The organism is Azotobacter chroococcum, assembly GCF_002220155.1.
Lineage (GTDB): Bacteria > Pseudomonadota > Gammaproteobacteria > Pseudomonadales > Pseudomonadaceae > Azotobacter > Azotobacter chroococcum.
Map to the genome: position 1 here is coordinate 3,731,489 of NZ_CP011835.1, position 14,884 is coordinate 3,746,372.

The 14,884-nt window shown below is 68.7% G+C and carries 11 protein-coding genes; 1 reads left to right on the plus strand and 10 read right to left on the minus strand.

Going from position 1 to position 14,884, the window contains the following annotated elements; all coding sequences use genetic code 11:
* Positions 1-54 precede the first annotated feature (54 nt).
* From ACG10_RS17395 to ACG10_RS17425, 7 genes are all read right to left on the minus strand, one after another.
* Positions 55-1,326 (minus strand): OprD family porin, encoded by a 1,272-nt coding sequence (locus ACG10_RS17395; protein WP_089169178.1) that lies wholly within the window; start codon positions 1,324-1,326, stop codon positions 55-57.
* Between the two features lie 235 nt (positions 1,327-1,561).
* Positions 1,562-2,887 carry an MFS transporter gene (locus ACG10_RS17400; RefSeq protein ID WP_089169179.1) on the minus strand — a complete coding sequence of 442 codons (1,326 nt, stop codon included), beginning with the start codon at positions 2,885-2,887 and terminating at the stop codon, positions 1,562-1,564.
* Between the two features lie 71 nt (positions 2,888-2,958).
* Complete coding sequence (locus tag ACG10_RS17405) at positions 2,959-3,732, minus strand: 1,6-dihydroxycyclohexa-2,4-diene-1-carboxylate dehydrogenase (protein ID WP_089169180.1); 774 nt, start codon at positions 3,730-3,732, stop codon at positions 2,959-2,961.
* A 46-nt stretch (positions 3,733-3,778) separates the two neighbouring features.
* The gene (gene benC / locus ACG10_RS17410) at positions 3,779-4,789 is read right to left on the minus strand and encodes a benzoate 1,2-dioxygenase electron transfer component BenC (protein ID WP_089169181.1); all 1,011 of its coding nucleotides are present in this window, start codon (positions 4,787-4,789) and stop codon (positions 3,779-3,781) included.
* A 102-nt stretch (positions 4,790-4,891) separates the two neighbouring features.
* Positions 4,892-5,380: a benzoate 1,2-dioxygenase small subunit gene (benB, locus tag ACG10_RS17415; protein ID WP_089169182.1), complete on the minus strand. Its 489-nt coding sequence runs from the start codon at positions 5,378-5,380 to the stop codon at positions 4,892-4,894.
* 2 nt (positions 5,381-5,382) lie between these two features.
* Positions 5,383-6,744 (minus strand): benzoate 1,2-dioxygenase large subunit, encoded by a 1,362-nt coding sequence (gene benA, locus ACG10_RS17420; protein ID WP_089169183.1) that lies wholly within the window; start codon positions 6,742-6,744, stop codon positions 5,383-5,385.
* A 190-nt stretch (positions 6,745-6,934) separates the two neighbouring features.
* Positions 6,935-7,894, minus strand: a complete 960-nt coding sequence (locus ACG10_RS17425; RefSeq protein WP_089169184.1) for an AraC family transcriptional regulator — start codon at positions 7,892-7,894, stop codon at positions 6,935-6,937.
* 262 nt (positions 7,895-8,156) lie between these two features.
* Between ACG10_RS17425 and ACG10_RS17430 the strand changes: the two genes are divergently transcribed.
* Positions 8,157-9,065 carry a LysR substrate-binding domain-containing protein gene (locus ACG10_RS17430; protein WP_232487136.1) on the plus strand — a complete coding sequence of 303 codons (909 nt, stop codon included), beginning with the start codon at positions 8,157-8,159 and terminating at the stop codon, positions 9,063-9,065.
* A 30-nt stretch (positions 9,066-9,095) separates the two neighbouring features.
* Here ACG10_RS17430 and ACG10_RS17435 read toward each other — a convergent pair whose 3' ends face one another.
* The 3 genes from ACG10_RS17435 to ACG10_RS17445 are packed head-to-tail and all read right to left on the minus strand — an operon-like array spanning position 9,096 to position 14,876.
* A complete protein-coding gene (locus ACG10_RS17435) occupies positions 9,096-12,320 on the minus strand; it encodes an efflux RND transporter permease subunit (protein ID WP_089169186.1) in 3,225 nt (1,074 codons plus the stop codon).
* 10 nt (positions 12,321-12,330) lie between these two features.
* Positions 12,331-13,605 (minus strand): efflux RND transporter periplasmic adaptor subunit, encoded by a 1,275-nt coding sequence (locus ACG10_RS17440; RefSeq protein WP_089169187.1) that lies wholly within the window; start codon positions 13,603-13,605, stop codon positions 12,331-12,333.
* A complete protein-coding gene (locus ACG10_RS17445; RefSeq protein ID WP_089169188.1) occupies positions 13,602-14,876 on the minus strand; it encodes a TolC family protein in 1,275 nt (424 codons plus the stop codon). Before ACG10_RS17445 ends, ACG10_RS17440 begins: the two co-directional genes overlap by 4 nt.
* Between the last annotated feature and the right edge of the window lie 8 nt (positions 14,877-14,884).

Here is a 14,884-nt window from a genome sequence, read left to right on the forward strand (position 1 = left end):
TACCCATACGGCCCGGCGTTAATTGCTCGCACAGGAAACTCCGGACAAAGACGACTAAAACAACTTGATCGCATAGTTGATGATGATGCGGTTCTCATCGATGTCGGTGGCGTAGTTGGAACGGGCGATCGCGTTGCGCCAGCGGATGCTGACGTTCTTCAACGGCCCGCTCTGGATGGTGTAGGCCAGGTCGAGGTCGCGCTCCCACTCCTCGCCCTCGAAGCCGCGCGGCCCGGTGTCGACGTTGTCGCCCTGGACGTAGCGCAGGGTGCTGGTCAGGCCGGGCAGGCCGAGGGTGGCGAAGTCGAAGTCGTGGCGGATCTGCCAGGAGCGCTCGTCCGGCGCGGAGAACTGGTAGGTCGGCAGCTCGTTGCCGAGCGGCGAGAGGGTGTCGCCGATGCGCAGGAAGCCGTCGTCGCCGTAGACGCCCTGGTAGCCGACGAAGAAGGTGTGGCCCTGGTATTTGGCCGAGAACAGCCCGTAGAGCAGCTGATTGTCGAGGCTGCCGGCGTCGGTGTTGCCGTCGTCCTGGGCGGTGTAGTAGCCGATGTCGGCGGCCAGGGTCCAGGCGCCCAGCGGCAGGGCATGCCTGATGCCGTAGAAGCGCTGCTGGTAGATGTCCTCCAGCTGGCCCTGCCAGAAGCTCAGCGTGGTGCGGTTGGCGTTGAAGCTGTAGTCGCCGCCGATGTAGTTGTAGTGATCGCCCGTGACGTGGGCCAGGCGCCTGGGGTTGATCGGGTCGTTGATGATCAGTGCGGTCATCTCGCCGTCGTCGGTCGAGTTGCGCATGCTGGCGGAGTTCAGCCGGCCGGCCTGCAGGGTCAGCCCGGGGATCTCCCGGGAAATCAGGGTCGTGCCCTGGTAGGTCTGCGGCAGCAGGCGGTTGTCGGTGTGCGCCAGGATCGGCAGGTTCGGCGTCTGCTCGCCGAAGCGCAGCTCGGTGTTGGAGAAGCGGGTCTTCAGCGTCAGCCCCAGGCGGGCGTACTCGTCGGCCGCCTCGCCGTCGTCGTGCACCGGCAGCAGCGCAGTGTTGGTGCGGTCGCGGCTGCTGTCGAGCTTGACGCCCACCAGGGCGAGCGCGTCGAGGCCGAAGCCGACCGGTCCCTGGGTATAACCGGACTTGAAGTTGAGGATGAAACCCTGCGCCCACTCCTCCGCCTTGGACTGCCGGTTGCGTCCCTGGATATCGGAGAAGTCGCGCATGAAATAATAATTGCGAAGTTGCAGGGTGGCGGTGGAGTCCTCGATGAATCCACTTTCGGCCATTGCTGCAGGAATACCGCCGGCCGTCGCAAGAGTTATAGCGAATTGCAGTTTTCGCTTCATGATGTGTCTCTTGTTGTTATTGTCAAAAGTGCCTGGAAAGTTATCAGGCGCACTCACATGCAGTTGTTGGCAATAGAGTTCTCGAATGCAGCAATGCCGGCCTCGGTTCGGCCGCATTGATTCACGGTGCTGTGTTTATTTCCCGTTTCCGGGACAACTTTCGTGAGACGGCGAAAGAGCGCGCGAAAACAGACCCGGCAGCCCTTCGCTTCCCCTCCGCCGCCTCTCCCGCCCGTTACGCCAGGGCCGCGGCGCCTGTCGCCTGCCGGTGCGCGCAGAACAGGGTCATGGCGATGGCCGCGACCAGGCCGGGGATGGCGAAGGCGATGAAGTTCACCTGCAGCGGCAGGCTCATGCCGACCAGCGCCCCGCCGAGCAGCGGGCCGACGATGGCGCCGTTGCGGCCGATCCCCGAGGCCCAGCCGAGACCGGTGGAGCGGATGGCCATGGCGTAGAACTGCGCGGTACAGGCGTAGAGCAGGATCTGCGAACCGATGGTGGTGGCGCCGGCGATGGCGATCAGGCCGTAGAGCACCGGGGTCGGCGTCTTGAAGCCGAGCAGGCCGATCGACAGGGCAGCGACGGAGAAGAACGCCACCAGCACCTTGGGCAGGTTCAGCCGGTCGCCCAGCCAGCCGCCACCGATGGCGCCGAACACCGCGCCGAAGTTCAGCACCAGCAGGAACGACAGGCTGGAGCCGAGGCTGTAGCCGGCGCTGGCCATCATCTTCGGCAGCCAGGAGCTGAGCGCATAGACCATCAGCAGGCAGCAGAAGAACGCCACCCAGATCGACAGGGTGCGCAGCGCGCGGCCCTCGCGGAACAGCTGCAGCACCGGCGCGCCCTCGCTTTTGGCCTCGGCCATCTCCAGCAAATCGTCATCCGTCAGTAGCCGGTCCGGGTCGATGCGCCGGAGGATGGCGCGCGCCTGCTCGGTACGGCCCTGGCGCAGCAGGTAGCCGACCGATTCGGGCAGGAACCAGAGGATCAGCGGCAGCAGCAGCAGCAGCGGCACGGCGGCGGCCTGGAACATCGCCTCCCAGCCGAAGCGCGGCAGCATGTAGATGCCGAGCCCCGCGGAGAGCATGCCGCCCAGCGAATAGCCGCTGAACATGATCGCCACCAGGGTGCTGCGGATCTTCTTCGGCGCGTATTCGTTCATCAGCGCCACCACGTTGGGCATCAGCCCGCCGATGCCGAGGCCGGCGAGGAAGCGGCAGATGCCGAACTCGGTGGGGGTGCGGGTGAAGCCGTTGAGCACGGTGAAGCCGCTGAACAGCAGAAAGCAGATGGCGATGCCCTTCTTGCGGCCGATCTTGTCGGCTAGCGGGCCGAAGAACAGCGCGCCGAACATCATGCCGAACAGCGCGTAGCTGCCCAGGGCGCCGGCCTCCAGCGGCGTCAGGCCCCAGGTCTTCATCAGTACCGGCAGGACCACTCCATAGATGAACAGGTCATAGCCGTCGAAGATCAGCAGCAGTGCGCACCAGCACAGCACCATCCAGTGGAAGCGGTTGAAGCGCGCCTCGTCGATGAGGCGATTGACATCGATTGTTTGCATGGCGTGGATCTCTGTTGTTGTTGTAATCGCAAAACCACGTGCGCGCTCCGCCCGACGGCGGAGCCCCGGCTTCAACCCAGGTCGCCGCCGCCCACCGGCAGGGTCGTGCCGGTGATGTAGGAGGCCTCGTCGGAAGCCAGGAAGAGGATCGCCCCGACCTGCTCGTCGATGGTCCCGTAGCGCTTCATCAGCGAGCTGTCGACGGTCTGCTCGACGATCTGCTGGTACCAGGCCTTCTCCTGCCCGCTCGGCTCGGCGGCGTTGCGCGGGATGCGCCGCGGCGGCGCCTCGGTGCCGCCGGGAGCGGTGGCGTTGACGCGGATGCCGCGCTCGGCGGTCTCGAAGGCCAGGCAGGCGGTGAGCGCGTTGACGCCGCCCTTGGCCGCGCCGTAGGGCACCCGGTTGACGCCGCGGGTGGCGATCGAGGAGACGTTGACGATGGCCCCCCTGCCCTGTTCGAGCATCGGCGGCAGGGCGGCGCGGCAGCACCACAGGGTGGGGAACAGCGAGCGGCGCACCTCGGCCTCGATCTCCTCCTCTGCGTAGTGCTCGAAGGGCTTGGCCCAGATGGTGCCGCCGACGTTGTTGATCAGGATGTCGAGACGGCCGAAGCGCTCGACCGTCGCCGTCATCACCCCCTGGCAGTCGGCGAAGCGCTCCAGGTCGGCGGTTAGGGTCAGCACCCGGCCGGCGCCCAGCGCCTCGAGCTCGTGGACCAGCTCGGAGCGGTCCACGGCGACCAGCCGGGCGCCCTCGGCAACCAGCCGCTCGGCGACGCGCCGGCCGATGCCCTGGGCCGCGCCGGTGACCACCGCGACCCTGTCTTGAAAGCGTTTTTCATGCATGGCGTTTCTATCCTTGGGGCCGCCCGTGCGGACACGGGGCGGCGGCTCAGACGCTGGCGGCGAACTTCTCGTAGTGGAAATTGGCCGGCTGGATGCCCTGCTCGCGGAGGAACCCGTTGACCGCCTCGACCATCGGCGGCGGGCCGCACAGGTAGATGTCCACCTCGCCGTCGTTCAGGTGCACCGGCGCGATGTGCTGGGTGACGTAGCCCTTGTGCGGATAACTGCTCTCCGGGCTGGCCACGCAGGCGGTGAAGCTGAAGGTGGGAATGCGCGCGGCGAACTCCTGCAGGCGGTCCATTTCCACCAGGTCGGCATCGTGGGTGACGCCGTAGATCAGGTGGACCGGATGCTCGCTGCCTCTTTCGGCGATCTTCTCCAGCATGGCGGTGAAGGGCGCAAGACCGGTGCCGCCGGCCAGCATCAAGAGCGGGCGGCGGATCTCGCGCAGGTAGAAGCTGCCCAAGGGCCCGGTCAGGGTCATGGCGTCGCCGGCCCTGGCCTGCCGGCTGAGATAGCCGCTCATCAGGCCGCCCGGCACGTTGCGGATCAGGAAGCTGACCTCGCCGTCCTGCGGCAGCGAGCTGAACGAGTAGGCGCGGGTCTGGTCGCTGCCCGGCACCCGGAGATTGACGTACTGGCCCGGCAGGAAGGACAGCCTGGTCAGGGACGCGCCCTTGATCGACAGGCCGATCACGCTGGGAGACAGCGCGCGCACGTCGCTGATGAGCGCCTCGTAGCTGGCCTGCGCGGTCTTGCAGACTTCGGAGGAGGCCGGAATGCGCAGCACGCAGTCGCTCTCCAGACGCATCTGGCAGGTCAGCACCAGGCCTTCGGCCTTCTCCGCCGCGCTCAGCGCGTCCTCGATGTAGTTGTCGCCCAGGTCGTAACGACCGGCCTCGGCAAGGCACTTGCAGGCGCCACAGGCTCCGTCGCGGCAGTCCAGCGGAATATTGATGCCCTGACGGTAGGCGGCGTCGGCGACGGTTTCGCCACTGTCCACCTCGATGAAACGGGTGACCCCGTCTTCGAAATTCAGCGCAACCTTGTATGACATATGGCACCCCGCTCTCATTCTTCGGTTGGAGCAGCCGCCGGACGGCGGGCGGGACGCAGGGGTCCCGCACGGCGCCGGCGGAGCGCGGTCTTCGAGCTGTGTTCAGACGTGATAGATGTCGAGGACGTGACGCACGTAGTCGTTCTTCAGCACCACCTTCTTCGCCTTGATCAGCGGGTTCTCGCCGCGGATGTCCAGGGTGTAGAAGCTGGTGCCGTAGAACTGGTCGACGGTCTTGTAGCGGAAGCTCAGGGTGTGCCAGTTGAAGCGCAGGCGGCACAGCTCGCCGGTCTGCTCGAGGATTTCCAGGTTGGCGATGTTGTGCGAGGTGCGGGTATCCGGGATGGTCGCGCTGGAGCGCTCGGTGCGGATGCGGAACACCCGGTCCTCCAGACCGCGGCGGTTGCCGTACCAGATCAGCGAGATCTGGCTCTGCGGATCTTCGGTCAGCTGGTCGCGGTCGTCCCAGGACGGCATCCAGAAGGTGCAGTCGGGGGCGTACTGCTCCAGCCAGCTGTCCCAGTCCTTCTCGTCCAGATAGCGGGCTTCACGGTAGAGGAAGTCGCGTACGGCTTCGTAGGATGCGTTCATGATCAGTTGCCCTCCACGTGAATCAGCTTGTCCTGCTCGTTCTTCAGTGCCGCGGTCATGCGCTCCTGCCAGTAGCGGTGCTGCATGATGTAAAGCCCTTCGTCCTCGGTGCGCACGCCGCTCATCTTCGGCGCCAGGCCGATTTCCCTGGCGGCCTCGTCAGCCCCGTCGATCCAGTGGGTGGCACCGCGGGACATGTCGTTCCAGACCGCCGCGCGGCCCTGGAAGCCCTGCTGGCAGGCGCGGAACTCCTCGAGGTCGTCCGGAGTGGCCATGCCGGTCACGTTGAAGAAGTCTTCGTACTGGCGGATGCGGTGGGCGCGCGCCTCGGCGTTCTCGCCCCTGGGCGCGATGCAGTAGATGGTCACCTCGGTCTTGTCGACCGAGATCGGCCGGAGCACGCGCAGCTGCGAGCCGAACTGGTCCATCAGGTAGAGGTTGGGGTACAGGCAGAGGTTGCGCGAATGGCCGATCATCCAGTCGGCGCGTGCCTGGCCGAACGCCTGGGCCAGCTCGTCGCGGCGCTGGTACAGCGGACGGTCTTCCGGGTTGTCCCAGCGGGTCCAGAGCAGGATGTGGCCGTTCTCGAAGGCGTAGAAGCCGCCGCCCTTCTTGCCCCAGCCGCCGGCGCTCATGGCGCGGATGTCGTCGCCGGCCTCCTTGAGCTTGCGCTGGTTCTGGGTCGCGGCGTAGTTCCAGTGGGTGGCGGTCACGTGATAGCCGTCGGCGCCGTTCTCGGCCTGCAGCTTCCAGTTGCCCTCGAACACGTAGGTGGAGGCGCCGTGCAGCACTTCCAGGCCTTCCGCCGACTGGTCGACCACCATGTCGATGATCTTCGCCGACTCGCCGAGGAACTCGCTCAGCGGCTGGACGTCGGCATTCAGGCTGCCGAACAGGAAGCCGCGGTAGGACTCGAAGCGGGCGATCTTCTGCAGGTCGTGCGAGCCGTTGCAGTTGAAGCTGTCCGGGTAGCCCGCATCGGCCGGGTCCTTCACCTTCAGGAGCTTGCCGGAGTTGCTGAAGGTCCAGCCGTGGAACGGACAGGTGTAGGTGGCCTTGTTGCCGCTCTTGAAGCGGCACAGCGCCGCGCCGCGGTGGCTGCAGGCGTTGATGAAGGCGTTCAGCTCGCCGTCCTTGGTGCGGGCGATGATGATCGGCTGGCGGCCGATGTAGGTGGTGTAGTAGTCGTTCTTCTCGGGGATCTGGCTGTCGTGGGCCAGATAGATCCAGTTCCCTTCGAAGATGTGCTTCATCTCCAGCTCGAAGAGTTCTGCGTCGATGAACATGTCCCGCTTGCAGCGATAGAGGCCCTTTTCGCGATCCTCTTCCAGCAAGCCATTGATCTCGTCGATTCCAAGAGTCATTGCCGTCGGCTCCGTTGTTGTTATGTCAGAGCCCCATGCTAAGAAGCGGCAACAGCCGGAAATATCCGTTTTCTGCAGGACCTTTATCCACTCTCTGCAAGCGCGGTATGCAGGTTCCGAACGGAAACGAACGCGCCGCCCAAGCACAAGGCCGGGGCGGCGCGGATGACGGTGCGGCGAGGTGGAAGGGTCAGCAGGCGCGGCGTTTCAGGGTGTCCGAAGGCAGCTCGCCGAAGGCGTTGCGGTAGGATTCGGAAAAGCGCCCCAAGTGCAGGAAGCCGTAGTCGAGCGCCACCTCGGTGATGTTGCGCACCGGCGCCGAGGGGTCGCGCAGGCTGGCGTTGATCCGCTCGAGCTTCTTCTGCCGCACGTAATGCCTGGGCGTGGTCCTGGCGTGTTTCTCGAACAGAGCATAGAGCGAGCGCGGGCTGACGTTCACCAGCCCGGCCAGCTGTTCGAGGGTGATGTCCTGCTTGAGGTTCTCCTCGATGAAGTGCACGACCCGCTCGAAGATCGCCGAGGCACCTCCCGGCTGCTCGCGGCGCACGTTGTTCTGCAGGCAGAGCAGCTTGTTGGCGATGATCCGCCCGTAGTGCTCCTGCAGGCGGGGCGGCGCGATGCCGGACTCGGCCTCCTCGCAGACCAGGCCGAGCAGGTTGAGCAGGCCGCCGATCTCCTGAAGGCTGTGCCGGCTGGCGGTGAAGCGGATGCCCTCGCCGGGCCAGTGCCAGTGGTTCTCGGCGCAGGCCGCCTCGAGCAGGGAGCCGGGCATCTTGACGATGAACTTCTCGCAATCCTGCGAGTAGGTCAGATCCACCGGATCGTCCGGATTGATCAAGAGCAGCTCGCCCGGCACGAAGTGGTGCTCCTGGCCGCGCGCGCCGCGCCACAGGCAATGGCCCTTGAGCAGGATCTGCAGGTGATAGATGGTTTCCAGGGCTTCGGAAGTGACGCGCACGGTGCCGCCGTAGCTGATCCGGCAGAGGTCGAGATCGCCGAACTTGCGATGGCTGAGGTCGGCGGCGGGATGGCTGGACTGCGACAGGCGGATGGAATGGGAGCCGACATGCTGGTTCACGTAGCCGGAAACGTCGTAGGGGTCGGCGCCCTGGAAGACCACGCTCTTTTCTTTCAGTAAAGAAAACTCCATCACTCAAGGCCTCTCGATATTGTTTTTCTTATAAAACCCAGGCGGTGCTTTGCCGCTCTGGACTCGTTCTTCACAACGCACACCATCCATCCCTGGCGGGGGATTCTACCGATTGCTCTCCTGATGCCGGCACGCCACCTAAGTTGAAGATAAACAGCCGCGGCGATGCCGTCCAATCGAATACAATCACCGAACGATACCCGAACGGCATCGGTGCCCCCTCGTTTCCGACCAGCATGGTGATCCCTTGGAAATCAGGCAGTTGAAGTATTTCGTCGCGGTGGCCGAAGAGCTGAACTTCAATCGCGCCGCCGAACGGCTGTACATCACCCAGCCCGCGCTGAGCCGGCAGATCCAGCAGCTGGAGGAAGCCATTCCCGCCGTCCTGCTGGAGCGCAACTCCAAGCGCGTCGCACTGACCGACGCCGGCCAGGCCTTCTACCAGCAGGCGCTGAACATCCTTGCCCAGCTGCAGCACGCGGCCGACGAGTCGCGCCTGCTCGCCGAGGGCCGCAAGGGCAGTCTGGTGATCGGCATCTTCGGCTCGTCGATCCTCGACTTCATCCCGCGGGTGCTGCAGGCGTTCGGCCGCACCCATCCGGCCGTGGAGATCTCCCTGCATCCGATGGACAAGGACGCGCAGATCCAGGCGCTGCGCGAGCGCCGGCTCAGCATCGGCTTCAACCGCCTGGTGCCCGGCGAGCCGGACATCGAGCAGGAACTGGTGCGCAGGGAGGCGCTGATGCTGGCGCTGCCGGCCAAGCACGCGCTGGCGGCGCGGGACAGCATCGAGCTGGGCGAGGTGCTGGAGGAACCCTTCATCCTCTACCCGCGCGGCGTGCGGAAGGGCCTGACCACCCATGTGCGGCGGCTGTTCGCCGACTACGACGCCACCCCCCGGGTGGTTCAGGAGGTCACCGACGTGACCACCAGCATCGCCTTGGTGGCCGGCGGGCTGGGGCTCTGCGTGGTGCCCCAGTCCACCGTCAACCTGCGCCTGCCGGGGGTGGAATACCGCGCCCTGCGCTGCCGCGGCAAGGCCGAGATCGAGCTGGCCTGCCTGTACCGCAAGGGCGACAGCTCGCCGATCCTGCGCGCCTTCCTCGATACGGTCCGCCAGCTCGGCAGCCAGGAAGCAACGCTCGCGGCGGACAACCGGCAGGCGTCGTGAGGACGGCGGCAGCCTGAGCGGGAAGGCTGCTCAGGCCGTCGGCTCCTGCTCCAGGCGGTCCGGCAGCGCCGTCCGCTCCTCCGCCCGCAGCGCGGGCGCCGCCTCCTCGCGGTGCAGCCAGCGGTACAGCGCCGGCAGCACCAGCAGGGTCAGCAGGGTCGAGGAGACGATCCCGCCGATGACCACGGTGGCCAGCGGCCGCTGCACCTCGGAGCCGGCGCCGACGTTGAAGGCCATCGGCAGAAAGCCCAGCGAGGCCACCAGGGCGGTCATCAGCACCGGGCGCAGGCGGCCGAGGGCGCCCTCGACGATCGCCGTCTCGAGCCCGGCGCCGCGCTCGCGCAGCTTGCGCACGAAGGCGATCATCACCAGCCCGTTGAGCACCGCCACCCCGGACAGGGCGATGAAGCCGACCCCGGCGGAGATCGACAGCGGAATGCCGCGCAGCGCCAGGGCGATCACCCCGCCGGTCAGCGCCAGCGGCACGCCGCTGAACACGATCAGCGCGTCGCGCACCGAGCCGAAGGCCCAGAACAGCAGGGCGAAGATCAGCGCCAGGGTCGCCGGCACCACGATCGCCAGGCGCTGGCTGGCCGAGATCAGCTGCTCGAAGGTGCCGCCGTAGTCGACCCAGTAGCCGGCCGGCACCTCGACCTCGGCGGCCACCCGCTGGCGCAGTTCGGCGACGAAGCCGCCGAGGTCGCGGCCGCGCACGTTGGCGGTCACCACCACCCGGCGCTTGCCGTTCTCGCGGTTGATCTGGTTCGGCCCTTGGTGGACCTCCAGCGTCGCCACCTCGCGCAGCGGCACGGTCTGCGGCGCGCCGGCCAGCCAGGCGGCGGCGCGGCTCGACTCGTCGGCGTTGAGGCTGGCGCCGAGCGGGATCGGCAGGTCGGCCAGGGCCGCCGGGTCCTGGCGCAGGCGCTCGGGCAGGCGCACCACGATGTCGAAGCGCCGGTCGCCCTCGAACAGCTGGCCGGCGACCTCGCCGCCGACCGCCGTGGCCAGGGTGTCCTGTACCGCGCCGGGGTTGAGGCCATAGCGCGCCAGCGCCTGGCGGTCGGGGCTGACGCTGAGCAGCGGCAGCCCGGTGGCCTGCTCCAGCTTGACGTCGGCCGCCCCCGGCACCGCCCTGGCGACGCGCTCGATCTCCTGGCCGACCGCCACCAGCTGCTCCAGGTCGTCGCCGTAGAGCTTGATCGCCACGTCGGCGCGCACCCCGGAGATCAGCTCGTTCATGCGCATCTGGATCGGCTGGGTGAACTCGTAGTTGTTGCCCGGCAGGCGCTTGACCGCCGCCTCGATCTCGCCGATCAGCTCGGCCTTGGGCTTGCGCGGGTCGGGCCACTGCTCGCGCGGCTTGAGGATCAGGAAGGTGTCGGCCACCGAGGGCGGCATCGGGTCGGTGGCCACCTCGGCGGTGCCGAGCTTGCCGAACACCCGCTCGACCTCGGGGAACTGCTTGATCCGCGCCTCCAGGGTCGCCTGCATGCGGATCGCCTGGTCCAGGCTGGTGCCGGGAATGCGCAGCGCGTGCAGGGCGATGTCGCCCTCGTCGAGGCCCGGCACGAACTCGCTGCCGAGGCGGGTGGCGAGCGCCCCGCAGGCGGCGACCAGCGCCAGCGCCGCGGCGATCACCCAGCCGCGCCGGCGCAGCGACCAGCCCAGCACCGGCGCATAGCCGCGCCGCGCCCAGCGCATCAGGCGGGTGTCGTGCTCGGCCACCCGGCCGCGCAGGAACAGCGCGACGGCCGCCGGCACGAAGGTCAGCGAGAGCAGCATGGCGCCGCTCAGGGCCAGCACCACGGTGATCGCCATCGGCTGGAACATCCGCCCCTCGACGCCGCCGAGGGCGAAGATCGGCAGGTAGACGGCGGTGATGATGCCGAGGCCGAACAGGCTCGGGCGGATCACCTCGGCGGTGGCCGAAGCCGCGGCGTCCAGCCGCTCGCCGTCGTTCATCGGCCGGCCCAGCGCCTGCTGCAGCATCCCGAAGCGGCGCAGGCAGTTCTCGATGATGATCACCGCGCCGTCGACGATCAGGCCGAAGTCCAGTGCGCCCAGGCTCATCAGGTTGCCCGACACCCCGCCGCGCAGCATGCCGGTGACGGTGAGCAGCATGGACAGCGGGATCACCGCCGCGGTGATCAGCGCGGCGCGGAAGTTGCCGAGCAGGAGGAACAGCACCACGATCACCAGCAGCGCGCCCTCGGCGAGGTTCCTGGCCACCGTCTCGATGGTGCGCTCGACCAGCAAGGTGCGGTCGTAGACCGGGTTGGCGCTGACCCCGGGCGGCAGGCTCCGGCTGGCCTCGGCCAGCTTCTCCGCCGAGGCCAGGGCGACCTCGCGGCTGTTCGCGCCGATCAGCATGAACACCGTGCCCAGCACCACCTCGCGGCCGTTCTGGGTGGCCGCGCCGTTGCGCAGCTCCGGCCCCTCGCCCACCTCGGCCACGTCGCGCACGCGGATCGGCACGCCCTCGCGGCGGTCCAGCACGATGTCGCGCAGGGCGTCGAGGTCGGCGATCTGCCCGGGGGCGCGGACCAGGAACTGCTGGCCGTTGCGCTCGATGTAGCCGGCGCCGACGTTCTGGTTGTTCGCCGCCACCGCGCGGACCACGTCGTGCAGGGTGAAGCCCAGGGCGACCAGCCGCGCCGGATCGGGAGTGATGTGGATCTGCCGGGCGAAGCCGCCGATGGTGTTGACCTCGGTGACGCCGGGGGTGTTGCGCAGCTGCGGGCGCACCACCCAGTCCTGCAGGGTGCGCAGGTCGGTGGCGCTCCAGGGGCTGCCGTCGGGCTTGCGCGCTCCGGGGTCGGCCTCGAGCGTGTACATGAAGATCTCGCCCATGCCGGTGGCGATCGGCCCCATCGCCGGCTCGAGGCCGGCCGGCAGCTGGCCGCGCACCTGCTGCAGGCGCTCGCCGACCTGCTGACGGGCGAAGTACAGGTCGGTGCCGTCCCTGAACACCACGGTGACCTGCGACAGGCCATAGCGCGAGATCGAGCGCGTGTAGTCCAGGCCGGGCAGGCCGGCCAGTGCGGTCTCGATCGGGAAGGTCACGCGCTGTTCGGCCTCGAGCGGCGAGTAGCCGGCGGCCTCGGTGTTGATCTGCACCTGGACGTTGGTGATGTCCGGGGTGACGTCGATCGGCAGCCGGGTGAAGCTCCAGCCACCCAGGCCGGCCAGGGCCAGGGTGAGGGCGAGCATCAGCCAGCGCTGGGCGATGGCGAAGCGGATGATGTTCTCGAGCATCGCGGCGTCCTCAGTGGTCGTGGGAAGCGCCGGACTTCTCGATGTCCGCCTTCACCAGGTAGCTCTGCTCGACCACGATCTGGTCGCCCTTCTCTATTCCGGCCAGCACCTCGACCCGCTCGGCGTCGCGCCGGCCCAGTTCGACCGGGCGCACCTCGTAGGTGTCGCCGACGCGGACGAACACCACCTCCCAGTCGCGGAAGGTCTGCAGCGCCGCCAGCGGCACGACCAGTTCGGCCGGCTGGCGGGCGACGACGATGCGCGCCTTGACCGCCGAGCCGGGACGCCAGAAGCCGTCGGCGTTGGCCAGGCTGGCGCGGGCCACGGTGCTCTGGCTGACCGTCGCGGTGCCGGGCAGCACGCGCTCGAGCACACTGCGGGCAGTGGCGCCGTCGCTCAGGCGGGTCACCTCGACCGGCAGGCCGGGGCGGATGTGCTGGGCGTCGGCGCCGAACAGGTGCAGGTCGACCCACAGGGTCGACAGGTCGGCGATCTCGAACAGCGCTGCGCCCTCGCCGGCCAGCATGCCGAGGCTGGCGTTGCGCGCCAGCACCACGCCGGAGATCGGCGCGGTCAGCGCATATTCGGTCAGGCTCAGGTTGCTCTCCACGCTGGCCAGGGTCTGTCCGGCGCGCACCGGGTCGCCGACGTCGACGGCAAGGCGGCGGATCGGCCCGGGGAAGCGCGCGGTGACCCGGGCGACCTTGCCGTCGACCGGGGTCAGCAGGCCCTGCACCTCGTGGGCATCGGCGATCTCGCCGGGGCCGGCCGGCGCCACGCGGATGCCAGCCTCCTCGGCGATGGTCCGCTCGATCTCGGTGCGCCCCTCGTAGCTCGGGTAGCTCCAGCGCAGCGCCTGGCCCTCGATGCTGGCGAGCACCTCGACGTCGAAGGAGTGCGGCTCGCCGACCACGCTGGAGGCCATCAGGCTGCCATCGGCCTGGGCTTCCAGCCGGTGGTTCTCGGCGCGATCGAGACGCTTGAGGCGCACCTCGACGCTGCCGGCCGAGGGCGGCAGCAGCTGGCCGTCGCGGTACAGCCAGGCCTGGTATTTCGGCGGCGTGCCTTCTTCGGCGATGGCCAGCTCGACGGTCAGCGCGTCCTGTTCGAGCAGGCGGCCGCCGTGTTCGCCCTTGCGCGGCTCGTCGTGTGCTTCGTGCTCGCCATGCCCGCCGTGTGCGCCGGCATGTTCGTGAGGGGCGGATTCGCCCGTCGGATGGCCGTCGCAGGCAGACAGCGCCAGGGTCAGGGCCAGCAGCAGGCCGGCCGGGAGGGATGCTTTCACGGGGCGTTTCCTTTGTCGGTGGACTGACCGGCGATGAACGCCTGGCCGGTGAGTCGCTGGATTTCGATGAGGGTGCGCTGGGCGTCGAGGGCGGCGTCGAGCTGCTGGCGGCGCGCCGCGGTCCGCTCGGACTGCAGCTGGGCCCATTCCAGATAGCTGATGGCGCCGGCGCGATAGGCGCGCTCGGCGGCGCCCTCGGCGCGCGACAGCAGGGGGATCACCTCGTCCTGCAGGCGGCGGACCTCGAGCTGTGCGGTGCGATAGCGGCCGTGGGCCTCGACCAGGGTGGAATGCAGCGCCAGCCCCCGGGCCTCGCGCTCGATCTCCAGCGCGCCCAGCTCGGCCTCGGCGGCGCGGATCCCGGGTGCGGCGCGGCGTTCCGCGCCCAGCGGCAGCGACAGGCTGCCGACCATGCCGAAGTCGTCGCTCGCCTCGAGGCGGCGCACGCCGAGCTGCCAGTCCAGATCCGCCGTCGCCTGGCTGCGCGCCAGTTGCAGGCGCGCCTCGCGGATGCGCCGCTCGCCGACGAACTGCTCGAGTTCCGGGGTGCGCTCGAGCAGCGCGGTCAGCGCAGCGAAGTCGGCGATCTCCGGCAGCCGCGCGGGATCGGCGGCGACCACCTCGAAGCGCGGATCGCGCTCGCCCCACAGCGCCGCCAGATACTGGCGCGCGGAGTCGAGGCGCTGCTGCGCGCGGGCCCGCTCCAGTTCGGCGCGGGCCAGCGCCGCCTCGGCGGTGAGGACCACCGACTCCGGCGAGGCGCCGGCCTGCAGGCGCTGGCGCGCGCCGGCCAGGGTCCGCCGGCGCTGGGCGATGTCCTGCGCGGCAATCTCGCCCTGGCGGCGGGCGGCGACCATCGCCAGATAGCGCCGGGCCACTTCGGCGAGCAGGTCCAGGCGGCGCGCCTCGCGCTCGACCGCCAGGGCGTCGATCTGGCTGCGCGCCAGGGTCCGGCGTGCGTCGAGCTTGCCGCCGCGCTCCAGCACCGAGGCCAGCGTCAGGGTCAGCTCGGCACCCTGCAGGCCGCGCGCCTCGTCGGTGCCGAAGGCGTTCTCCAGGGTGGCGCCGGCGACCAGCGCCGGACGCAGGGCGGCGCGGTCGCGTTCCGCGGCGAGCACTGCGCCGCGGCTGTCGAACAGGCGCAGCTCGGGATGGGTGGCGGCGACGCGGGCGAAGGCGTCGTCCAGGGAAAGGCGGTCGGCGGCAAACGCGGGCCAGGCCACGACGGATGCCGCGACCCAGGCGGCAAGCGCCGCGAGTCGTGAACGCATGAAGAAAC